Source organism: Ruminococcus flavefaciens MA2007 (assembly GCF_000621845.1).
GTDB classification, from domain to species: Bacteria; Bacillota; Clostridia; order Oscillospirales; family Ruminococcaceae; genus Ruminococcus; species Ruminococcus flavefaciens_E.
The window spans coordinates 51,019-73,500 of record NZ_JHXF01000010.1 but is presented as its reverse complement, the minus strand read 5'-3'; the positions used below and the strand labels follow the sequence as shown (position 1 = coordinate 73,500).

Here is a 22,482-nt window from a genome sequence, read left to right as displayed (position 1 = left end):
GTTCATACTTCCGTTTTAATTTTTCTATTGCTTTATATACGCAAAAGTGGTATAATATAGCTTGATACTCAGACTAAAGCATATAAAGGAGCGTTATATGAGTAAACTAAGAAAACAGCATATGGCGATCGAATGGCACGATATCGTAGATACCGAAAGCAACACGCCTGCAAAAGATGCTTCTTTGCAGGAAAAAGCCTCCCTTGTCGGAAGAGTTGGCTTGATGATGCTTTCTGTTGGTACAGCCGCATGGCGCGTAAGAGCTTCGATGAACAAGATATCACGCGCTCTTGGGATAACCTGCAACGCCGATATAGGTCTGCTCTCTATCGAGTATACCTGTATAAGTGGCAGCGAGACCTATACAAACGCTATTTCCATAAATACAACGGGCGTAAACACTGATAAGCTCAATGAGCTGGAGCATTTTGCCGATGGATTTGCAGAAAGAGTTGAGAAATACTCCGTTCAGCAGTTCCACATGATGCTTGACAAATTTCAGGATATGAAAGGCAACTACAAGGCCTGGAATCTCGGGCTTGCTTCAGCATTTGCCTGCTGTGCCTTCACTTTTCTTCTCGGAGGCGGCATTATTGAGATGATATGTGCTTTTTTCGGCGCAGGGATCGGCAATTTTGTGAGAAAGAAGCTTCTTGAACATCATATAACCCTCTTTGCAAATGTTGCCGCAGGAGTTGCCTCAGCTTGCTGTACATATGTCATTTTCATCAAGCTTGCAGAGCTTATCATGGGAGTTTCAGCCATACATCAGGCAGGATATATCTGCTCGATGCTCTTTGTTATCCCGGGTTTTCCGCTGATAACAGGCGGTATGGACCTTGCAAAGCTTGATTTGCGTTCAGGTCTTGAACGAATAACCTATGGCCTGCTTATCATAATAGTTGCTACACTTACAGGCTGGCTGTGTGCAACAATGTTCAGTTTTCACCCACAGGATTTTGAAGTCTATGAGCTTTCTCCCCTGCTCCGCCTGATATTTATCATGATAAACAGCTTCTGTGGAGTATATGGCTTCTCCCTGATGTTCAACAGCACCAGAAAAATGGCGGCAACGGCAGGCATGATAGGAATGTGTGCAAATACTCTCAGATTAGAGCTTATTGATATGGCAGGAGTCCATGTAGGACTTGCAGCATTTATCGGAGCTTTATCAGCAGGACTCCTTGCTTCTGCAATACATCACTGGATAGGATATCCGAGAATTACTCTAACCGTACCGTCCATAGTCATAATGGTTCCGGGAATGTTCATGTACAAGGGCGTTTATTATATCGTTATAAACGACATTACAACAGGCGCAATGTGGCTCACAAAGGCTGTACTGATAGTTACAGCACTTCCACTTGGTCTCATCTTTGCAAGGATACTCACAGACAGGAATTTCCGCAAAAGCAGCTAAACGAAAAGCTCTCCGAATGGAGAGCTTTTTCTGTTACAGATTTTCGTTTTTTAGTGCGTCTATGGGATTATCCTTCTTTATTTTGCTCATAGAATACATCATTGTTGAAAAGACTACAAGGAATACGCTGAGTACCGCGATACCTACAGCTCCCCACGGAATTGAGAAATAAGTATCTATTCCCTTTTTTATTGAGCAATAAATAAAATATGTAACTATTGCTGACACAGGAAGTCCGTAAAGTAGAGCCTTTGTACCGTAAAGAATACACTCAAAATTGAGCATTTTCTTCATGCCCTTTGATGTCATTCCAACGGATTTGAGCATTGCAAATTCTCTTCTTCTGAGATTGATATTAGTGGTAATGGTGTTGAAAACATTTGCAGCTGCTATCAGTGAGATAAGCACGATGAATCCGTATGCAAATACCTTTACAATAACGATAATGCTTCTGCTTGTTTCAGCGAACTCTGCATAATTGTATAGGTCGCCAACGTATTTGTCATTTTCATTAAACATTTTTTCGAGAGCTTTATAGCCGCCGAAAACATCATCAGAATTAATGGAATATTCAACTCCATTTGCGCCCTCTTCATCTTCACCGAGAATGCTGTTCATCGAGCTGTACGGATATATTACAGCAGAGCCGTAATAATTAGGGAAAAAAGGAGTATCGTCAATGACCTTTCCTATTTTAAGAGTAACATCTCTTGAACAATCCGCTGCATTCCACTCTTTTTTATCAAGTCCGTCCTGCGAGCTGTATACTACCTTGCCGTCAATATGAGTTTCCGTATAATAGTAGCCCTTGAAGCTCTTGTGTGCTGTGAACTCCATTTCAAAGCTGTCGGTATTGAACAGCTTTTTGCGTACCATTCTGCCTGTTTCTGTATCAAGGTCAAAGGAATCATCAAAAGCTATTCCCAGCGGTGCATCCTTATCCATGAATTCACTTTCGGAAAGGCCGTATTTTTTCAGAAAATCTCTGAAAGTCTCGTCATCAACAAAGCAAGCGCTCACATTTATTACTCTGAAGCCGTCTTTTTTCTTCATGTCGTATGCTTCTTCCATAAGTGAGTCGTTTTCTGAAGAAAGCATTTCCTTATTCAGATAATCTTCATTTATATATGCAGTTTGATAGCTGTTTGTATAATAGCTTGCACCTGTAATATGTTCGGTATTTTTTATATCTCTCAGAAGCTCGTCAACATCTACATTGCTGTTCTTATCAGGTCTCTCGTAAAGAGTATAGATATAATCCATATTGTATGTGTCATATGCATCGCCTACTGATGACACAAGATAAGATGTAAATGCATAAGCCGAAATAAAGAGAACTATGCTCATAAAAAGACTGATTATAGTTGCACGGTACTTCTTTTTGCTTCGCTTGAAGTATTTATGAGCAAGCATTCCCGAAAGTCCGAATACCTTGAAAATGATCTTCGGAGTTTTTATGTGCTTTGTCTGCTTTATGTCGGAATTCTGACGGATAGCTTCAACTGCGGTTATCCTTGTGGCTCTGACAGATGGTATCCAGGCAGATATCCTTATAGTCACAAAAGCGATAACACAGGCAGCGATAAGAGCTGTGGGAGATACGCATACACGCATAGGCTCGCTGAATTTTTCTCCCGAAAAAATAGCGAATTTACTGCCGATAGCAAGGAATGTTATCCACATACCAAGGATTCCCAAACCAATACCCAAAGGAATGCCAATGAAGCTGAGTGTCGTTGCTTCAAAACGAACCATTTTGCGAAGCTGCTTCTTTGTAGCACCGATCGATGAAAGCAGTCCGAACTGCTTTGTTCTCTCGGAAACCGATATAGAAAATGCGTTATATATAAGCATTATCGAGCCGAACATGATAAGTACGATAACTACTGCCATAAGACCGTATATCATGCCGTAAAAGCTGGCGTACTTTGAAACGCCTCTGAACATGAGAAGGTCACTGTGAGCTCCGCTGGTAATACCGTTATCATCAAATCCGCATTTCTCCATAAAGTCATAGATATCATCCATATGCTTCATGCGGTAGAAAACTGTATAATAAGTATCCTCGGTATATTTATCGGGAACAGTCAGTGCTGTATATCCCGGAGCAAAGGTATCCTCAAAATCAGGTCGGGAATAAAATCCGACAACTGTATACTCCCGTGTCTCTCTTATATTGAGCTTTTCGGCATTGATAGTTTTTCCGTTATCACCGTCAACAGCGATATACGGTGTATCCTGTCTGAAAATCTGGCTGTTGATAAGATCAATATTATCATTGATAAGGCTCTGTATATCAATATTCTCTCTGAGAGAATAGTCCATTTTATCGCTATCCAATTTTAGAAGCTCGTCTGTATCTGCAACTCTGTCGCCTATCTCAAGCTTTAAAACATCGCCCTCATTATAATGCACCTCTCCGTTGTCTGCAAGATGATCGGGGAGCATTATTTCACTGCTGTTCTGCGGCATACGTCCCGATATTACGTGGATAGGAGCTATTCCCTGCTCGTCCTCATGAAATCCCGATATATAGAGATACGGCTTGTAGCTGTTCGTGCTTCCGATATCGGCATAGCCTATATAGCTGAGTACCGCCTTGTCCTTTACCTCGTCAGCCTCATCTATCTTCTTAAAGCTGTTGTTGTCGATATTTTTCTCTATGCCGTGCCATTTGCCCTCGGTATACTCGAAATAACTGATAGCGTACTGCCTTACAGACGCAAACGAAGTTGTGACTGCACAGATAAGAGCAGTTGAGAGCATTATGCCGATTATAGTAACAAATGTCCTTGTGCGGTTCTTTTTCAGCGATTGAAGTGTTACTTTATTGAAGATGTTCATTTGCGTATCACCTCGTCACGGGTTATGATACCGTCCTCGATAGCGAGTATACGGTCTGCCTGCAATGCGATATTCTCATCATGAGTAATGATAATGAGCGTCTGGTTGTATTTCTGATTCGATAGCTTTAACAGGTCTACTATCTCCTGACTGTTCTTGCTGTCGAGATTTCCTGTAGGCTCGTCTGCAAGTACTACCGCAGGAGCATTCATCAGCGCTCTGCCGATAGATACTCTCTGCTGCTGACCTCCTGAAAGCTGATTAGGAAGATGATTCTCTCTGCCTTTAAGTTTAAGTGTTGCTATAAGCTCGTTAAGTCTGTCGTCATTTACCTGCTGACCATCCATAAGTACTGGAAGCGTGATATTCTCTGTGACATTGAGAACAGGTATAAGATTGTAGAACTGATATATAAGTCCGACCTGTCTGCGGCGGAATATGGCAAGCTGTTCATCATTCTGCGCATAGACGTCCTTGCCGTCCATGAATACCTTGCCCGATGTAGGCTTGTCAACTCCGCCGAGTATATGAAGCAAAGTGGACTTTCCCGAACCCGAAGGACCGATTATTGCGATAAACTCGCCCTTTTCAACCGAAAAGCTCACATTGTCAAGTGCGTGAACTTCATTTTCGCCGCTGCCGTATACCTTGCATAAATTTTCAACTCTGAGTATCTCCATGGTAAGTGCTCCTTTTCTTGGTTTATGTACATATTCTATCATGTCAATATGACTGTACGGTGACTTTAAAATAACAAAAACGTCACATAAAACAAGGACGCACGATGTGCGCCCTAACTACTGCATATTATACGGTAGATTCATAGAATCTCATGGTAAACATAGCTCCGCCGTCCGGTGCGTTTTCAGCCTTTAGCGTGCCGTTCTGCTCTGTGACTATCATTCTTGCAAGAGCAAGTCCGATACCGAAGCCGCCCTTGTCCTCGGAAGTTCTGCCCTTATAGAATCGCTCGAATATATGAGGCAGGTCCTCAGCCGAGATGCCGCTGCCGCTGTCGGTAATGACTATCTCGGAGTAAAGAGGATTTCTCTTGCCGCAGACCTTTATAGTACCGCTGTCGGGAGTGTGCTCCATGCAGTTTTTCACGATGTTGCCGATAGCCTCGCAGCTCCACGCCACATCACAGCTCAGCTCGCCCTCGGCTTCTATAATAAGCTCCTGACCACGGAGCTCAATAGGCACGCGGACAGGCATACAGGCTTTGTCAAGAAGCTCCTGCATACTTATATCCTCGCTGTGGAACCTGATAGTTCCTGCGTCAAGCTTTGACATCTTCAGCAGCGCAGTAATAAGCCAGTCGATACGCGAAAGAAGTCCGTAGAGCTTATGTACGAGCTGTTCACGCTTTTCGTATGTAAGGTCGGGCTCGGATAACATGGAGACAAGTATATTTATTGATGTGAGCGGAGTTCTTATCTGGTGTGATATATCTGCAAGAAGGTCGGCAAGGCTGACTTTTTCATCCATAAGCTTGCTCTGCTGTTCACGAAGACGAACTGTCATCTTGTAGACCTCACTTTGAAGCAGTCCTATATCTCCCTCGGAATAATTCTCAAAATGTATATCCTCTTCTCCGTGAAGTATCCTGTCAATGTCAGCCGAAAGCTTTGAAATTCGCTTGTAGCGGATATAGATACAGTTCATATGTATGACTGTGAATACTGCGCAAACGAAAAGTGCCGGCAAAGCAAGCTTTCTGTCGTAAAGATACGCTCCCACAACGGTTATCAATGACAAAACCGTATATATAGTGAAAGAAGAGAGTATCTCCGAATTTCTAAGCAGATTTCTCATAAGTCTACCCTGTATCCAATACCTCTTACGGTCTTGATTATTGTCGGATTTGCAGGATCGTCCTCTATTTTCTCACGCAGGCGCTTGATATAAACTGTAAGTGTATTGTCATTGACAAATTCTCCTGCTATATCCCATATTGACTCTAAAAGCTTAGTTCTTGTCATAACAGCTCCCCTGTTATTGATGAAAACCAGCAGTAGTCTGTATTCAAGAGCTGAAAGGAACAGATCCCTGCCGTTTTTGCTGGCTGTTCCTTTTACGGTGTCAACAAGCACATCTCCAAGCTGAGTTACAGAGCCTGTACTGCCTGTAAGGCGCAGTACGTTCTTGATACGTGAAACAAGCTCTCGGGGACGGAATGGCTTTGCTATATAGTCATCAGCGCCGAGGTCAAAGCCTGTTACCGTGCTGAATTCGTCTCCCGAAGCAGTAAGGAAAATAACAGGGATACAGGTATTAGCCTTTATAGCCGAACAGACTGCAAAGCCGTTGCCCTCTGCAAGAGAGACATCAAGCAGCACAAGGTCAAAGCTCTCGTTCTCCACCATTTCCAGAGCCTTTGTCTGTCCGTTGGCATTTTTGACGCTGAATCCCTCACCTGTGAGAAATTCGGTGAGATTAGCGATTATTTCTTTATCATCTTCTACAAGTAATATCCTATTCAAGGTGATACAGCTCCGTTCTGAATAATTGTCCATTATATAATAACACATCTGCCTGAAAAATGCAACGAAAAAATAAAAGCAGCTATAAAAGCTGCTTTTATCTGAATTATTATTTGTGTTCATGCCTCAGCTGTATTTCTTACAGGTGAAACATTTGCCTGCGTCGTACCATCGGCAGGAGATACGTAGATTACCGAACCGTTGACAGCTTCGTCCTCATTATCAATTACAGGCTCTGTGCCGCAGCCGCTCATTGAGACAAGGATCCCGCATAATGTAAGAATAAGAAATAGCTTTTTCATTACCGATTCCCCCTCTCCTTGTTGCTTTTATTGTAAAATAGGAACCTTAAATAAATCTTAAATTAAAGTTGATTTTTTGTGAACAGAAGTATTTACTATAATGATTCCCGATGCTACAAGCAGCAGTGAAGCGCATACCACGAGAGGTCCTGCGGCGCTTCTTTCCGACAGGAGCAAAAAAGAGAGTATTACTCCGAAAACAGGGTTCATAAAGCCAAAAACCGATATAGTTGAAACAGGATTATGCTTCAGAAGGGTTCCCCATATGGAAAAAGCCGCCGCCGACACAAAGGCAAGATAGAGCAGCATAAGGACTCCATTTGTATTAATAACAGTTATCCTGCCGCCGCATATCAAGCCAATAGCCGTCATGACTATCCCACCGAATATGAACTGCCAGCCGCTGAGCATTACAGGATCGTGTTTAGCAGAATAGCGCTTTATCAAGGCTGCCGAAAAAGCATAAGAAAGTGCCGACAAAAACACAAATCCCTCGCCTGTCAGCCGAAATCCGCCGCTCATTCCGCTGAGATTAATGAGAACAACTCCCGAAAAACCGACGATACAGCCTGATATCTTACGGAAAGTGAGCTTTTCCGTTTTGAATATAAGTGCCGCCACCAGTATTGAAAGGAAAACATTTGAAGCAGTTATTACCGAGCTCTTCATGCCTGTGCTTCGGGCAAGTCCGATATAAAAGAATGTATATTGAAGTATGGTCTGGAACAGCGAAAGCTTCATGACCTTCGACACTTCATCGGCATGAGGGATAAGCGGCTTACGAGCTATAACACTGCCTATCAGAAGTGCCAGAATACCTGCGCCTGTAAACCTGAGACCTGCGTAGAGCATCTGAGAATATGTATCCTCGGAAGTGATAGCCGAAAATCCGTAACCTAACTTTATGCACGGGAAAGCACTGCCCCACAGCAGACAGCACAGCAATGTCAGCGGCAAAACCACTGTTTTCTTTGTCAATACAGAACCGTCTTTCATAAAAAGCTCCTTAAAACATAATACGAGAACTATTATAGCACAGTTTAGTGTTCATTCCAATAGTATAATGTAAAACCAGAGTCTATTGCAATGCAGGTCTTAACTTTGAGAATAAATATGTAAAGCAGTCTTATCAGCCCTGTTTAAGCATTATTTTTGATATTGAGAACACTTTTGTACACCGCAGATTTATTGACAAATCCGCCAAAAAAGTCTATAATATTATCAACAAATTTCTATTGGAGGATACTAAAATGAAAATCAAAAAATTTATGGCGGCAGCCCTCTCTGCCTGCCTTATGCTCCCTGCCATGACAGGTCTCTCAACTGCTGCAGGCGGCGCTCGTGTCTCTGTCCACGATCCCTCAATCGTCAAGGACAAAAGCACCTACTATGTTTTCGGCTCTCATATCGAAGCTGCCAAATCCAGCGACCTCCAGAACTGGAAACGCTTCTCTAACGGCTATGCAACCACAAATAACGTGGAGTTCGGAAACCTCTCGCAGAATCTGAAAAAATCCTTTGACTGGGCAGGTGAAAACCTTGAGGACTGCGTCGGCGGCTTTGCAGTATGGGCTCCCGATGTTGTTTGGGATGCCGATTATATAAATAAAGACGGCAGCAAGGGCGCATACCTCATGTACTTCTGTACATCGTCTACCTATATGCGCTCGGTAATTGCTTATGCCGCTTCAAAGAATATCGAAGGTCCCTACACCTTTGTGGATACCCTCATCTACTCAGGTTTCACAAACAACGACAGCTATGCCACAAGCAATACCAAGAACGTCAACCGCAAATACACCTCCACAAATGTAGACGAGCTTATAGCTCAGGGACAGGTCACATTCAATAACAGCTGGTTCAATAAGAATAACTTCAATAACCAGCTCTTCCCTAATGCAATTGATCCGACTATATATTATGATACCGACGGTAAAATGTATATGTGCTACGGTTCGTGGTCGGGCGGTATCTTTACTCTGGAAATCGATCCTAAAACAGGTCAGTGCATCCACCCGAAAACAGGTCAGACCGCTGACGGAAGAATGGTAGACAGCTATTTCGGTACAAAGATATCAGGAGGCTACGGCAAATCAGGCGAAGGTCCGTTCATTGAGTATAACGCCGAAACAGGCTACTATTATCTGTGGGTGACATTCGGTGGACTTACCTCAACAGGCGGCTATAATATGCGTGTTTTCCGTTCCACATCACCTTTGGGACCATTCACCGATCCTGCGGGCAGACAGGCTGTACTTCCCACTAATCCCAATCTTGACTCAACAGGACTAAAAGTCATGGGAAATTATAAGTTCAGCTCACTTAGCAAGGCTTATATGGCGTGCGGTCACAACTCCGTACTGAAAGATGATGACGGAAAGTGGTATCTTGTCTATCATACACGTTTTGACGACGGAGCTGAGTTCCATGAGGTAAGAGTCCACTCTATGTATTTCAACGAGCAAGGCTGGCCTGTTGTTGCTCCATATGAATACGCAGGAGACGTTATCTCCGAGACAGGCTACAATGAAGAGGATATCGTCGGTGATTACGAATTCATCAATCACGGCAGCTCAACTGACGGAAAAATAATCAATTACAGCAGTATAAAGCTCATCGCTGACGGAACTATCAGCGGCTCTGTTACAGGAAAATGGTCGCAGGTGCAGGATAACTCCGCAGCTGTAATTACTATCGGAAATCAGGTATATACAGGCTATTTCCTTGCTGCAAAGGACGAAAACGGCAAAAAGGTAATGTCATTTACCGCTGTTGGCAGCAACAACCAGACAATATGGGGCGTTCAGACCAAACAGTTCAGCGGGTCAGAGCGTTCGGGACTTGCCGATTTTACCGACAAAAACTCACAGCTCATAAATAAGGCTGATACAGTAAGCGGCAGCGGCGCTGCGGTAAAGCTCAGCGGAACGGAGCTTCTCAGCGGTGTCCTCTACTATATCATAAACCAGAACAGCAACATGGCGATAGACCTGCCCAACGGAAAGCTTGACGAGGGCACTAATATCCAGCAGTGGGAACGCAACAGCAGCTGGGCTCAGCAGTGGCGTATCATTGCAGTTGACAAGGATTACTGCAAGATAGTTTCAGTAGGCGACGAGTCCATGTGTATCGCAGCGGCTCAAAGCTCCGCAGACGACGGCGTAAATATAGAGCTCCAGAAGTACACAGGCAAGGACAATCAGCTCTTCAAGATAAAGAAATGCGGCTCTGATTACGGTATCGTGTCCAAGTGCTCCAATGATACAGGCGGACTTGATGTATATGAATGGTCAAAGGAAAACGGGGGCAACGTAAATCAGTGGAATTACTGGGAGGGCGGCTGTCAGCTGTGGAGCCTTTCCCCTGTTCACCCTCAGATAACCGATGGTAATTACATGATACGCAGCATCGACAGCAAACAGTTTGTATTCGATATGAAGGGTAATGTTGTCCAGTTTGACGCAAAAGGAGTCTCTGTACAGCCTGACAGTACAGGAAAAATGCCTTTTACTCTCAACGATCAGATATGGAGCTTCACAAAACTCAGCGACGGAAGCTATGCTGTCAAGAATCAAAAGGGGCAGGCACTTGCCGTAAACAGCTCAAACAAACTCGTTGTCGAAGAGGCTAAGGATACGGATAATCAGAAGTTCAAAGTCATCTGCAACAAAGACGGCAGCTATTCACTGCTCCTGAACGAAAGCTGTGTCGAGATCGACAAGAACAGCTCAACGGAAGAAGCAAGTTTTAATGTGAACAGCTTCACGGGAGCGGATACTCAGAAATTCGTTCTTGAGCCTGCTATTCCCGAAGAAATTGTTCTCACCGTAAAGGGCGATGTGAATGGCGACGGTGCTATGAATACCGCAGATCTGGTAATGCTCCAGAAATATATTCTCGGTGCAGGCAAGCTGACAAACAGCTCCAACGCCGATATAAATGAGGACGGCAATGTTGATGTATTTGATGTTGTGGGGCTCAGAAAACTTCTTATAAAACAATAATATGCAAAAAGAGCAGTCCGCATGGACTGCTCTTGATTTTTAGTCTATAACTATAGGTTCTGACCAGTAGTTCTGATTGTAGATATCAGAGAAACGATAGAGAATATGGCATGAGCCTTTTCCTACGCTTGTGTTGCTTATGGTCAGATTATCGGTAACAGTTACCTGATCTCCGATCATGTAGCTGTCCTGATAGTTCATATCATAGTCGTAGTAATCGCAGATAAAGTCAAGCTTGTCCCCTGCCTTTATCTCGGTGAGGTTCTTGGCAACTGCCTCTGTCTCGCCGCCTACATAGTCTGTTGAAGCACCGACGATAGTTCCGTTGTCATCATTTACAAACTGAACGATAAGATTTACTCTTTCACCATTGAGAAGTGCAGGAACATAACCCGAGATTATAAGGTCGTTTCCGCTCTGAACCGTGTCTGTGTGATAGTAAGCCACTACATTGCCGTTGATAGAGAACCAATCCTTATCTGTATCAGCAACGAGCTTTCCGTCGTCATCAAAGGCAAAGAGATTATCCAGTCCCAGGTCTATATAGCCTGTACCGTCATCATAGAACATATTAAGGTCAAGACCGTGTACGAGCTCCCACTGAGAATCTACAAGAGCCATTGTATACTTGCCGTTCTTTTCTTCCCATGTAAGCTTTGTTGCATCGAAATAGTTGTTAGCAAGATACTCAGCTGTATCATTTACATCGGTATCTTTCATGAAGTCTGTATTGCTGTCGTCAAGACCTGCAATACTTCTTCCGCCGCCAAGGAAGCTTGAAAGGAGTGAGCCTATCATATCTTGGCTGCCCGATGAGCTTGAAGAACCGCCCATACCAAAGAGTGCGTCAAGCGGTGAGCCTGTGCCGCCTGCTGCTATCTGTCCGCCTGTCTCTACCTTAGCGAACTGTCTTATGCAGCGAGCGTACTCGGAATCCATACCTATCTTGTCGTATGTTTTGCAAGCCTTGTCAACATATGATGAACGCTGATATGGGAAATAAATCGATACACCAAAAGCGTTTGTCATATTTGAAGAGGTCTTGTTGTACTTTACAGCATTTTTAAGCGAAGAAGCAAGTGCCTTGCCCTCGGCAGTTCCTACATTCTCAGCAAGATTTACAAGGTCTACCTGATCTATGCGTGTGCCCTGTGCAAACTCACGTGTGGAGTATCTTGCATTGGAAATATCCTTGTACTCATTCTTTTCTATCTTGCTGCTTATAGACTTAGCAAAGGCAGAAAGATCCTTTGGTACGGTATTTGAGAACTCTGCAAGGTCAATAACCGAAAGTGTGGTCTTCTGTCCTCTGCACTTCTTGCCGCACTCGGATACGAAATCGTCAACGATATTCTTACCGATGTCAAGTGTAGGCATTGAAGTATTGCTGCCCAGCTTTGTGAGCCAGTTTGTGTAGTACCAGCCGATACCCGGCTCTGTTTCCTCAGAAGCTATAAGATAGTCTGCGTGGTCGTTGAGCATAAGAGCTGTCTCGGCAGTTGCCATAAGACAAGCGTCAAAGCCTACGAAATCAAACTGAACGCCGCCGCTTTTAAGTGCCTGAGCAATGCCCTCAAGAGTCATAGAACCGCTGTTTTTATTCTTTTCGTCGTAACCGTAGCCTGTAACTGATCCGCCGCCGTGATCCCAGAGGATAAGCTCGTTTCTGTTAGCAGGGAAATTCTTTGCACAGAACTGGATAAACGAAGCAAGGTTGCTTGGATCGGTCATAGCCTTGCTGCCTGCGTCATCAACAAGTCTGCCGATCTGACCGTTCTTTATCTGGTATATCTGGTTTACCTTATTGCTGATACCGTTTATCTTCCAGCTTGCACAGCCGCCTGTGAATACGATAACATTTACATTATCACCGTAAGAAGCGGCTCTCATTTCCTCCATATCGGAAGAAGCCATGCCGTGCTTTGATTCAAGGTCTGTACCGCACATATATACCATTATAGTCACAACGTCCTGATTGTTGCCCTTTATAACGGTCCTCTTATCACGAGAGCCTGTTGCAACGGACGTATCAACAGCACTGTCACTTGTAGCGCTGCCTGCCGCGGTATCTTCAGTGCTGAAGCCGAAGCCTGACGGTACTGAACCGATATCAAGTCCGCCGCCTCCGTTTCCGCCGCCTGTAAGTGAACCGAGAAGGTCACCTGCACCGCCGCCTCCGCTGATAAGCTTGAATATAATAAAACCAATGATAATAAGAGTAACGATTCCGCCGCCGCCGGCCGCAGCTCTTTTAGCACCGCCGCCTCCGCCGGTGCTGCCGCCTGAATAGCTGCCCGAACCTACAGGACCTGTGCCGAGACCGTCGCCTCTTCTATGTGCTCCGCTGCCGCCTGAGGTAACGTTTTTACGTCTGCCCTGCGGTCTATTCTGATTAGGATCCATAATAACCTCCGTAAAAAACTCATTATGTGGCTAAATATGCCTACATTAGTATATTTTACACTCTTTCTCATGGATTGTCAAGTTAAAAACGGTTACAAATCAATTATCTCTTAAAAAATATCTGTAAAGCACCAAAACAATTGTAAAAAAATAAAAATAATTATGTCGATTTTATTTATACTTGACATTACTCCTCATTTGTAGTATAATATTTATACTGTCGAGGTGTGGCTCAGTTTGGTAGAGTACTACGTTCGGGACGTAGGGGCCGCAGGTTCAAATCCTGTCACCTCGACCAGAAACAGCGGTATATCCTGTTTTCGGGATATACCGCTCATATGCCGCTGTGGTGGAATTGGCAGACACAAGGGACTTAAAATCCCTCGGTAGCAATATCGTACCGGTTCAAGTCCGGTCAGCGGCACTTGCGCCTCGCTTTAAGCGAGGCGTTATTTTTATATCCGTATCAAGGACGGTGATGATATGATAAAAGTATACAAAATGCAGCTTGACGGAAATGCAAATATCCCCTGCGATATTTCGTGTATTCCGTTTGATATGAAATATTACAGCGAATATCAGAGAATATATAATGATTGTTTCCGTGAAATGCGCACAGCTCTCGATATCAAGCCTTATGATTTCCTCAACGATATAGACCAGATATCAGACAAGCTATGCAATATCAATCTGCTGATTATAAATGATAAGTTTATCGGCTCAGTTGCCTGTTACGGAAATGAGATAGATGACCTCATTGTTGCTCCCGAGTATCAGCATAAGGGCTATGGCAGACAGCTTCTTCTGTGGGCAGTTCACTTCATAAGAAGCCTGAACTCCGAACCGATAACGCTCCATGCTGCCGAGTGGAATCAAAAAGCCGTTTCATTATATGAAAGTATCGGATTCAGAATTGTTGAGACTGAAATCATAAACTGAAGCCTTATTATAGCTTAAAATTTTATTTTATTTATATTTTGAAAATTACTATTGACATTATTATTATAATATAGTATAATTAAACTCGGTCAATTACTTTATTCATTTAAAGCTTTACAAGTTTATGACATAAAAACTGTAAAGTGATACGAAAGGACGCGATATTAATGGGCTCACAAGCCGCAACATTCGTCATTCTCGCTATTTACGTAGCAATAATGGTAAGTATCGGACTCTATATGTCAAGACGTACCAAGTCCTCCGAGGACTTTATGCTTGGCGGAAGAAGCGTTGGTTCATGGCTGACTGCTTTCTCATACGGTACTACATATTTCTCAGCAGTTGTATTCATCGGTTATGCCGGTCAATTCGGCTGGATGTACGGTGCATCTGCAACATGGGTCGGTATAGGCAATGCCATTATCGGAAGCCTTATCCCCTTTTTCCTCATTGGTAAAAGAACCCGTCTTATGACAAATCATCTGGGAGCTAAGACAATGCCTGAGTACTTCGAGCACAGATTTGACTCAAAGGGACTCAAGACTGCTTCTGCTCTTATCGTATTTATTTTCCTTATCCCATATACAGCTTCTGTATACAACGGACTCTCACGTCTTTTCGGTATGGTCTTTGACCTCGGTGAAAACGGCGGTACTATCATAATCATCGCAATGGCTGTTCTTTCAGCTATCTACGTTACACTCGGCGGCTACAAGGCAACAGCTCTCAACGATTTCTTCCAGGGAATCATCATGCTTATCGGTATCGGTACTGTTGTTGCTCTTACAGTTCAGAAGAAGGACGGTCTCTCTGCTGCTCTGGACGCTCTGAATACTATTTCCGACAGCAAGACAGAGACAGGCACACTTGGTTCACTCTTCGGACCTGATCCGATAAACCTCCTCGGTGTTGTTATCCTTACATCTCTCGGTACATGGGGACTCCCTCAGATGGTGCAGAAGTTCTACGCTATCAAGGACGAGCAGGCTATCAAGAAGGGTGCAATTATTTCCACATTCTTCGCTATCGTAGTTGCAGGCGGCTCATACTTCATGGGCGGATTCGTAAGACTCTACTGCACACTTGACAGTGCTGACAGCTCAGGCAGAGCATTCATCGAAACTGTAAACGGCAAGCCAGTTTACGATACTATGGTACCTGCTCTTATTCATCAGGCACTCCCGAATCTCCTTATTGGTCTTGTAGTTGTGCTGGTTCTTTCAGCTTCACTTTCAACTCTTTCTTCACTGGTTCTCACATCAAGCTCTACTCTTACAAATGACCTTATCAAGCCGCGTATCAAGAACTTCGACGACAAGCATCAGGTAATGTTCATGCGAATATTCATCGCAGTATTCCTCGTTATTTCAGTGTTGATCGCCTGTCATAAAAACGCTTCCATATCAACTCTCATGTCTTACTCATGGGGCGCACTTTCGGGAGCATTCCTCGGACCATTCCTCTATGGCTTATTCATGAAGAAGGCTTCAAAGGCTGCTGTAGCAGCAAGCATGATAACAGGTGTTGGTATCAGCGTAACACATATGCTCTTATTCAGCTTTAACATCGAAGCATTCAGCGGTATCAAGCAGGCTGTTATCGACCTCAACTGTCCGCTTCAGCTTCTGTCACCTATCAACGCAGGCGCATTTGCAATGATTGTCTCACTTCTTATCGTTCCGATAGTAAGCTCATTTACTAAGGCTCCTGACAAGAAGGTAGTAGACAATGCATTCAGCAGTTTATCTGCAAAATAAAATTTAAAGGAGCGCAATAAGCGCTTCTTTTTTCTTAACAGAAAAACAAAAGCAGCTGAAATACAGCTGCTTTTTATATTATTTCGGACTATTAACCCTTTTGAATGTAATTATTGAGAGTTTTGCTCTTATCTGCGTTCGATGTGCTCTGGTAAGCATAGAAGCTGAGTACATTTGAAGCATCAACTGCATTTACTGAACGGTCGCCGTTTACATCAGCAGCAGCGAGAGACTCATCTGAAAGACCTACCGGTCTGCTTGTTGCAATATTTGCATAAGCAGAGAGTATCTCGGAAGCGTCAACTGCATTTATCTTGCCGTCGTTGTTCACATCACCGAGAAGTCTGTCGGAAACATTTATGCGAAGCTCCTTGCAGATAAGCTTGTTCTTTTCGCTGTCAGGAGCGTACTCAGGACTATCGCCTGTACGGTAGGTTACATAAGTAAAGCTCTGATTCTTATTGTAAACTGTTATATCATAGCTGCCTGCAGCAGACTTATCTACAGCAGCATCAAATGTAGCAAGCGGATATGAATCGCTCTTTTCACCTGTAAGCTGTAATGGCTTTAATTTACCGTCTGTAGGTACCTTATCATCACAGTAAAGAGCTGATAATACCTTAACTCCGTCTGATTTTGTTTTTTCAGAAACAATTGTGTCGTTAGTGTAGCTCTTATAAGGCTTTGTAGCAGGCTCCTTGATATTCTGGAGAGTAAGTCCCTGCTTTTCGCAAGCCCATCTTACACATACCCAACCGGCAGCTGCATTACTATCACTAAGATAAACCTCAGAAGAAACTACAGCACCGTTAGCGTCAGCTGCTTTTTTGTTGACATACACTACATCACCGCCTGCAAGCAGTTCAACTCCCTTATCCGCCTGTGCCTTAGCACTAAAGCTTACTATTGGAGCTGCGCTGTCAGCAGCATTTGCACTGAGCGAAGCAGCCATACCTACAGTAAGAGCCAATGCAGAAATAATTGATACAACCTTTTTCATATAAAATACTCCTTTCACAGCAGCTCAGCCATGCGCAGAACTATTTCCGCAACACGCTTTGCAGCTATTTTTTCAAATTCGTCAAATGACATTGCTCCCTCGTCGTCTGCATTGTCGGAAATACAGCGCACACTTACAAACGGAAGCTCATTGAGATAACAGCAGTGACCAACTGCGGCACTCTCCATATCAACGGCATACGGATCAAACTTTTCCTGAATAACATTCTTTACCTCATTGCTTGAGATGAATGCTTCGCCTGATACGATACGTCCTCTGAAGGACTTCACTCCAAACTCTCCGCATACCTTTTCTGCGATATCCATGAGCCCGCCATCAGCCTTGAATATTGCGCAGTAGGGCGGATAGTCCTTCAAGAAGTGAAGATCGAGATCGTGAGGAAGCACCTCTGTGGAAATAACGATATCACAGACCTTTACCGCACTGTTCATTCCGCCTGCAATGCCCGTATTTATCACACAGTCAGGGTGAAAATTATCGATCATAACCTGTGTACAAAGCGCTGCGTTTACCTTTGCGATACCACAGCAGGCATTGATAACAGTTTTGCCGTTTCTATCATTGATGTAAAAATCGAAGCCAGAGATACGCTTTATCTCGCCCTTGCCGAGAATAGCTCTTATGTCAGCCAGCTCAGAAGGCATTGCTCCGATGATAGCAATAGTGTTCATTAAATCACTCCATTAAAAATATTACATAGTCATTATATCATATAAATGTCAATAAATCAAGTATAAATAGTTGACATTATTATTTACAGCAATAATTATTACTTATATTCACTTCAAAGCGCAAAATACTGTGCTTTAAAGGTTCAAGCATAAAAACAGACCATACCATAATCAGCGAATGGCATGGTCTATCTTTTTTTGCGGAACTTCGGCATTATCCTCTTTTTATAAAGATTATGCATGAAATCAAGGTCTATATCGTACACAAGGAAGATAAGATTGGTAATACCGAGCAGTATGTATGCTCCGTATTTGCCGAAATCGTCAAATTCCTCCAGCAGATCGTCAAGTCCAAGTATATAAACCGTTACATAGAAATAACCGATAATGCAGACATTGAATATAAACAGCTTAATCAGCAGTCTTAAAAGCCGCAGAGGGATTTTCTGGATATAAAACCTCAATATCGGATAATGTCCGAACAGCATTATAAATATTAGCGCCGCTTCTTTATCAAAGGTGATGAACAGTGACAGCAGACTGACTGCAATATATGTCAGAAAAGCCCATGCTGTGTTTACCTCCACAGCTATTATCATGAGCAGTATGCCTGCTATCCCGGGAAGCAGCAGATAAAGCGCAGGGAGAACTCCCGCAAGGAACATAGTCACAAGACAAAGCGCAGAAACTATGCCTCCCAGCGCCACTCTGTAGCTGATATCTCTCATTATTTAAGAGCCTTTTCCTTTCCGTCAGATGTCTTTTTTGCACTCTGGATATTGTAAACTATAGCCGACAGCATTTTCTGCGGAACAAATCTCGGAGCAATAGTGCCAAACTTTACAAAAAGTCCGGGAATTGCGAAAAGCTTTCCGCTGAATGCTCTTTTCAGCGCATATTCCGCAGCAAAATCAGCTGTTATTGGCTTTACGGAAAAGCTTACGCCTGCGCGGTTATTGAAATTGGTATCAACAGGTCCCGGGCAGAGCACTGTTATCTTTACATTGGAGCGGTCTCTGCGGAGCTCCTCCCAGATAGCTACAGACAGCTTCAAAACGTAATTCTTTGAGCCGTAATAAGCCGCCATGAGAGGTCCTGCCATAAAGCCTGCGGCAGAAGCAACATTGAGTATGGTTCCGTGGTCTTTTTTCTTGAAATCACGCAGGAAAAGCTTAGTCAGGATATGAAGCGCCGTGATATTTACGTTTATCATATTTACTTCGTCATCAAGGTCTGTATCCTCAAACTTGCCGAAAAGACCGTAGCCTGCATTATTTATGAGCATATCCACGTCTTTACCTTTGCAAAACTCGTAAACCCTGAAAACGTCCTCTTTTTTTGCAAGGTCGGCAGCGATTATCTCGATATTTCCGCCGAGAGATTCCTGTAATTCTTTCAGCTTTTTCTCGTTTCTGCCTGTAAGAATAAGCGACCAGCCTCTTTTTGCAAGTTTAGCCGCAAAGCTCTGTCCGATACCTGATGTAGCGCCTGTTATCAATGCTTTCATAACTTTCATTTCCTTTCGATTATCTTTTCAAGTGTTTTCCTGTCGCCTAAGTTTTCAACGCCGAATAAGAACAATGTCTGTCCATAGTCGTTGATATTGATATGATCTGAAATGGAGCCCTCCATATCTTCGGGTGAAACAACAGCTATCTCACTGTAATGCTGTACAAGAAACGGTATGAAGCAGTCTGCATAGCTGTCCTTGATGACAAGGAGCTTTTTATCCGTGTTTGCAGAGGTATATATCCTCATAAACGGCACTGACTCGCCAAGATACATAGAATACATATCGCTTGAAGCAAGTCTGCTCCTGTCATAGAGACTTCCCTCGAACTTACTTCCGTCCGCACGGGTGCAAACGCAGGTAAGCACTTCCGCCCCTTCGGGATATTCATAGATATCTATAATATCCGCCTCTGTCTTTTTTGAGAGCGTTTTGTTGTAAAGATTGCCTCTGAATTCATCGGTAACGTGCTCTATTGCATATTTATCATAGGATATGGGCTGAAAACCAAGTTTTTTAACGACAGTTTTATATACACAGTATGCCCCGTAGCTCGTCCATTTAGTATCGTTACGATAATAAATATAGTTATCCTTGAGCATTTTCAGTATATTATAGGCGTCTATTTTCCTTATGTCACTGTCAAGGAAGTCATATAATGCTGAGATCTGCTGACTGTCGGAGCGGTTGTCAATATAAGCAGGCAAAGTATCGCCGTAAACTCCCGATGAAGCAGGTATTGCCGCAAAATAGACCGTTCCGTCATAATTCTCCGCATATCGGCTGAAAATATCAGCATTTACGGATATAGGCGCTCTGTGTGAAGCCTCAACGTCAAGAAGCCTTTCCTTTCCCACGTAAACACCGTTGACAATGCTCTCGGAAAGCTCCGTCTGCAAAGCAGTCTTTGCGGAAAGCCACAGGCTTCGACCTGCAAAATGGTCGGTGATATACGTGCCAAGCTCCTTTGACGTATCGCCGTTATAAAGCTTTTCAGCAGTTATCTTCGGCAGCTTCGCCAGTCTCCTGTTTTCGGTATCGGAGACCTCTGACTTATTCCCGAAGGCTGTAGCTGCTCCGAAAAAAACAATGTATGCGAGAGTGACCGCAGCTGTAATCTTATTTGCAATTTTAGCCATATTCTCCACCCCACATTAAAGTTTCATAATAAGCATTTCGGAGCTGCCGCTGTAGGAAAGAAGCGCTGTGCAGATTATCAATGCAGCAAGCACTACCAGAGTCGAAACAGCAGTTATTACAGTTTTTACCTTCTTTTTGCCCGAGCGTGTCATGAGATTCCGGAACAGGTCCGAGGCAGCATATATAGCCGCAAGCAGCAGGACTATATATGATTTCAGCAGGTAAAATGCCTGCGAATCGGCAATAACTCCGTTACCGCAGAGCATTGCAAGCAGATATCTTCCCGAATAAGCGGGACTGCTTCCCGCAATGAAAACAAAGCAGATTATTATAACAAAGGCAGTATAAATTATACCTGTGATGTCCATTATCTTTCTTTTGGTGATACGACTCTCGATAACAACGGCTGTGCCGATGAGCAAGCCCCATAAAGCGCCGTTTGCACTGAAAGTGTACCAGATGCCGAACAATGTCCAGCCGAATACGAATACAAGCTCCTTTATCCAGCGGTGTCTGCAAACGCCGTATAAAGGCTTGGTGACGTATCTTCTAAGCCACTGTATCACCTGAGACTGCCATCTTGCCGCAAAATACTTTATCTTTGTGCTTACAAGCGGATAATTAAAGCTCTGAGGCATACGATATCCGAAACAGTAGGCTACGCCCATGCCCATATCGGCAAATCCCGAAAGATTAAAGTAAAGACACAGCACAAAGCCGATTATTCCCAGCCATGCAGTAACAGCGGATATTTCCTTGACATTCTGGCTCTGTACCGCAGTGTAAAGAATATACAGGTCATCGGCAACGATGACCTTCTTAGCCAGTCCTTTTACAAAAAGCGTCATTCCTATGCCGATATTTGCAGGAGTTTCCCTGCGGTTGTCAAGTATTCTTCTGAAAACTCCGTACCGCAGAAGCGGTCCCATGATAAGTCTCGGGAAGAACATAAAATACAGCGAAAAGCGGACTATGTTTTTTTCGGCTTTTATCCTGCCCTTGTATATGTCAATCAGAGTGCCTACAGCTGCAAGACTGAAAAATGATATTCCCACAGGGAAAAATCCTTCGGGAGCCCTCATAAAATCATGGAGCCGCGTAAAATAATCCGTTCTGAATATTATCAGAGAAGCAAGGTCGATTATAATACCGACTGTAAGCGGTATCGCCGCTGCCTTTTCATTTTTTCTCAGACGGCTGATAAGATGTGAAAATCCGTAATTCAGCGCAGTAAATGCAAGCATGAATATCAGGAAATAAAGGCTTATCATACCGCAAAAGATTATGCTCAGAAAAAGCAGAGTCAGCTCGCGGAGCTTCTTCGGCGTTATATAAAAAAGCAGTATAGAAACGGGCAGAAACCCGTATATGAACAGCAAGCTGCTATATACCATTATTTTCTCCCTTCAATTCACTCATTATCTGCGCAAGCTCTGCGCTGTCCATCATAGTGCAGAGAACTTCTATCAGCGCACCTGCGGAAAGCTGACGGGGCAGTCCCAGATGAAGCTGAAGTCTCTCGCGGAGCTCGCGGCTGTTTTCTCCGCCGCTGAGTCCGAGCTCATATAATGTAAGCTTTGTGATATCGGAGCGTTTTCCGCTTTTTGAAGCCGTGATACCTGACTTTTCAAATGCCGCAAGAAGAGTCTGAACGTCTATTCCCTCAACGCCAAGCTTTCCCTCGGCAGAGGGCTTTACCTTGCGCTTTTCCTTGCCGAACACATCAGGGATATAGACGTTGGTTATCTTTCCGCCGCCTACAGCGCCCTTTATATAGCCGCGTATGCGTCTGCCTGCGGCGTCGGAATCCGTAAGAATGATTATTCCCGTTTTTTTAGCGTAGTAACGGATAAGTTCAAGCTTCTCGGTATCCTTGAATATGCCGAAGCCGTTAGTGATTATGATAACAGCGTCAACAATGGAGGACAGCTTTATCTTGTCATATTTGCCTTCAACGATTATAGCTTCATCTATTTTTATCATTATCT

General features: G+C 43.7%; 18 protein-coding genes and 2 tRNA genes. 6 read left to right on the top strand and 14 right to left on the bottom strand.

Annotation, left to right across the window (positions count from 1 at the left end; genetic code table 11):
* Window positions 1-97: 97 nt before the first annotated feature.
* On the top strand, window positions 98-1,420 hold the full coding sequence (locus T497_RS0106515; RefSeq protein ID WP_037324573.1) for a threonine/serine ThrE exporter family protein: 1,323 nt from the start codon (window positions 98-100) through the stop codon (window positions 1,418-1,420).
* A 33-nt stretch (window positions 1,421-1,453) separates the two neighbouring features.
* Here T497_RS0106515 and T497_RS0106510 read toward each other — a convergent pair whose 3' ends face one another.
* The 6 genes from T497_RS0106510 to T497_RS0106485 form a co-directional block, all read right to left on the bottom strand.
* Window positions 1,454-4,264 (bottom strand): FtsX-like permease family protein, encoded by a 2,811-nt coding sequence (locus tag T497_RS0106510; RefSeq protein ID WP_028514922.1) that lies wholly within the window; start codon window positions 4,262-4,264, stop codon window positions 1,454-1,456.
* Window positions 4,261-4,944 (bottom strand): ABC transporter ATP-binding protein, encoded by a 684-nt coding sequence (locus T497_RS0106505; protein ID WP_028514921.1) that lies wholly within the window; start codon window positions 4,942-4,944, stop codon window positions 4,261-4,263. Before T497_RS0106505 ends, T497_RS0106510 begins: the two co-directional genes overlap by 4 nt.
* A gap of 127 nt (window positions 4,945-5,071) precedes the next feature.
* Entirely contained in the window at window positions 5,072-6,079 is a 1,008-nt protein-coding gene (locus T497_RS0106500; RefSeq protein WP_028514920.1) for a sensor histidine kinase, read from the bottom strand.
* On the bottom strand, window positions 6,076-6,747 hold the full coding sequence (locus tag T497_RS0106495) for a response regulator transcription factor (protein WP_028514919.1): 672 nt from the start codon (window positions 6,745-6,747) through the stop codon (window positions 6,076-6,078). The genes T497_RS0106500 and T497_RS0106495 overlap by 4 nt, the downstream gene beginning before the upstream one ends.
* Before the next feature lie 119 nt (window positions 6,748-6,866).
* Window positions 6,867-7,049 carry a hypothetical protein gene (locus tag T497_RS0106490; RefSeq protein WP_028514918.1) on the bottom strand — a complete coding sequence of 61 codons (183 nt, stop codon included), beginning with the start codon at window positions 7,047-7,049 and terminating at the stop codon, window positions 6,867-6,869.
* Between the two features lie 57 nt (window positions 7,050-7,106).
* The gene (locus tag T497_RS0106485) at window positions 7,107-8,045 is read right to left on the bottom strand and encodes a DMT family transporter (RefSeq protein ID WP_028514917.1); all 939 of its coding nucleotides are present in this window, start codon (window positions 8,043-8,045) and stop codon (window positions 7,107-7,109) included.
* A 254-nt stretch (window positions 8,046-8,299) separates the two neighbouring features.
* Here T497_RS0106485 and T497_RS0106480 point away from each other — a divergent pair, with 254 nt between their 5' ends.
* Entirely contained in the window at window positions 8,300-11,053 is a 2,754-nt protein-coding gene (locus T497_RS0106480; RefSeq protein ID WP_028514916.1) for a family 43 glycosylhydrolase, read from the top strand.
* Between the two features lie 39 nt (window positions 11,054-11,092).
* On the opposite strand, the gene T497_RS0106475 is transcribed toward T497_RS0106480, so the two are convergent.
* The gene (locus tag T497_RS0106475; RefSeq protein ID WP_028514915.1) at window positions 11,093-13,456 is read right to left on the bottom strand and encodes a clostripain-related cysteine peptidase; all 2,364 of its coding nucleotides are present in this window, start codon (window positions 13,454-13,456) and stop codon (window positions 11,093-11,095) included.
* A gap of 221 nt (window positions 13,457-13,677) precedes the next feature.
* Here T497_RS0106475 and T497_RS0106470 point away from each other — a divergent pair.
* From T497_RS0106470 to T497_RS0106455, 4 genes are all read left to right on the top strand, one after another.
* Window positions 13,678-13,754 (top strand) — tRNA-Pro (locus T497_RS0106470).
* A gap of 42 nt (window positions 13,755-13,796) precedes the next feature.
* Window positions 13,797-13,880 (top strand) — tRNA-Leu (locus T497_RS0106465).
* Window positions 13,881-13,939: 59 nt separating this feature from the next.
* On the top strand, window positions 13,940-14,395 hold the full coding sequence (locus tag T497_RS0106460) for a GNAT family N-acetyltransferase (protein ID WP_028514914.1): 456 nt from the start codon (window positions 13,940-13,942) through the stop codon (window positions 14,393-14,395).
* Between the two features lie 167 nt (window positions 14,396-14,562).
* Entirely contained in the window at window positions 14,563-16,152 is a 1,590-nt protein-coding gene (locus T497_RS0106455) for a sodium:solute symporter family protein (protein ID WP_028514913.1), read from the top strand.
* Between the two features lie 91 nt (window positions 16,153-16,243).
* Here T497_RS0106455 and T497_RS17425 read toward each other — a convergent pair whose 3' ends face one another.
* From T497_RS17425 to T497_RS0106420, 7 genes are all read right to left on the bottom strand, one after another.
* Window positions 16,244-17,152, bottom strand: coding sequence for a dockerin type I domain-containing protein (locus T497_RS17425; protein ID WP_028514912.1), 909 nt, complete (start codon window positions 17,150-17,152; stop codon window positions 16,244-16,246).
* 14 nt (window positions 17,153-17,166) lie between these two features.
* A complete protein-coding gene (locus T497_RS0106445; RefSeq protein ID WP_028514911.1) occupies window positions 17,167-17,844 on the bottom strand; it encodes a 5'-methylthioadenosine/adenosylhomocysteine nucleosidase in 678 nt (225 codons plus the stop codon).
* Window positions 17,845-18,032: 188 nt separating this feature from the next.
* Complete coding sequence (locus tag T497_RS0106440; protein ID WP_028514910.1) at window positions 18,033-18,572, bottom strand: hypothetical protein; 540 nt, start codon at window positions 18,570-18,572, stop codon at window positions 18,033-18,035.
* Complete coding sequence (locus tag T497_RS0106435) at window positions 18,572-19,351, bottom strand: SDR family NAD(P)-dependent oxidoreductase (protein WP_028514909.1); 780 nt, start codon at window positions 19,349-19,351, stop codon at window positions 18,572-18,574. Before T497_RS0106435 ends, T497_RS0106440 begins: the two co-directional genes overlap by 1 nt.
* A 5-nt stretch (window positions 19,352-19,356) precedes the next feature.
* The gene (locus tag T497_RS16080; RefSeq protein ID WP_051530561.1) at window positions 19,357-20,493 is read right to left on the bottom strand and encodes a DHHW family protein; all 1,137 of its coding nucleotides are present in this window, start codon (window positions 20,491-20,493) and stop codon (window positions 19,357-19,359) included.
* 15 nt (window positions 20,494-20,508) lie between these two features.
* Window positions 20,509-21,888 carry a hypothetical protein gene (locus tag T497_RS0106425; RefSeq protein WP_028514908.1) on the bottom strand — a complete coding sequence of 460 codons (1,380 nt, stop codon included), beginning with the start codon at window positions 21,886-21,888 and terminating at the stop codon, window positions 20,509-20,511.
* On the bottom strand, window positions 21,878-22,477 hold the full coding sequence (locus tag T497_RS0106420; protein ID WP_028514907.1) for a toprim domain-containing protein: 600 nt from the start codon (window positions 22,475-22,477) through the stop codon (window positions 21,878-21,880). The genes T497_RS0106425 and T497_RS0106420 overlap by 11 nt, the downstream gene beginning before the upstream one ends.
* Between the last annotated feature and the right edge of the window lie 5 nt (window positions 22,478-22,482).

Bases quoted from the DNA above. Each gene is read 5' to 3' on its own strand.
- T497_RS0106515 (WP_037324573.1), top strand. From the start codon at position 98: ATGAGTAAACTAAGAAAACAGCATATGGCGATCGAATGGCACGATATC.
- T497_RS0106510 (WP_028514922.1), bottom strand. From the start codon at position 4,264: ATGAACATCTTCAATAAAGTAACACTTCAATCGCTGAAAAAGAACCGC.
- T497_RS0106505 (WP_028514921.1), bottom strand. From the start codon at position 4,944: ATGGAGATACTCAGAGTTGAAAATTTATGCAAGGTATACGGCAGCGGC.
- T497_RS0106500 (WP_028514920.1), bottom strand. From the start codon at position 6,079: ATGAGAAATCTGCTTAGAAATTCGGAGATACTCTCTTCTTTCACTATA.
- T497_RS0106490 (WP_028514918.1), bottom strand. From the start codon at position 7,049: ATGAAAAAGCTATTTCTTATTCTTACATTATGCGGGATCCTTGTCTCA.
- T497_RS0106485 (WP_028514917.1), bottom strand. From the start codon at position 8,045: ATGAAAGACGGTTCTGTATTGACAAAGAAAACAGTGGTTTTGCCGCTG.
- T497_RS0106480 (WP_028514916.1), top strand. From the start codon at position 8,300: ATGAAAATCAAAAAATTTATGGCGGCAGCCCTCTCTGCCTGCCTTATG.
- T497_RS0106475 (WP_028514915.1), bottom strand. From the start codon at position 13,456: ATGGATCCTAATCAGAATAGACCGCAGGGCAGACGTAAAAACGTTACC.
- T497_RS0106460 (WP_028514914.1), top strand. From the start codon at position 13,940: ATGATAAAAGTATACAAAATGCAGCTTGACGGAAATGCAAATATCCCC.
- T497_RS0106455 (WP_028514913.1), top strand. From the start codon at position 14,563: ATGGGCTCACAAGCCGCAACATTCGTCATTCTCGCTATTTACGTAGCA.
- T497_RS17425 (WP_028514912.1), bottom strand. From the start codon at position 17,152: ATGAAAAAGGTTGTATCAATTATTTCTGCATTGGCTCTTACTGTAGGT.
- T497_RS0106445 (WP_028514911.1), bottom strand. From the start codon at position 17,844: ATGAACACTATTGCTATCATCGGAGCAATGCCTTCTGAGCTGGCTGAC.
- T497_RS0106440 (WP_028514910.1), bottom strand. From the start codon at position 18,572: ATGAGAGATATCAGCTACAGAGTGGCGCTGGGAGGCATAGTTTCTGCG.
- T497_RS0106435 (WP_028514909.1), bottom strand. From the start codon at position 19,351: ATGAAAGCATTGATAACAGGCGCTACATCAGGTATCGGACAGAGCTTT.
- T497_RS16080 (WP_051530561.1), bottom strand. From the start codon at position 20,493: ATGGCTAAAATTGCAAATAAGATTACAGCTGCGGTCACTCTCGCATAC.
- T497_RS0106425 (WP_028514908.1), bottom strand. From the start codon at position 21,888: ATGGTATATAGCAGCTTGCTGTTCATATACGGGTTTCTGCCCGTTTCT.
- T497_RS0106420 (WP_028514907.1), bottom strand. From the start codon at position 22,477: ATGATAAAAATAGATGAAGCTATAATCGTTGAAGGCAAATATGACAAG.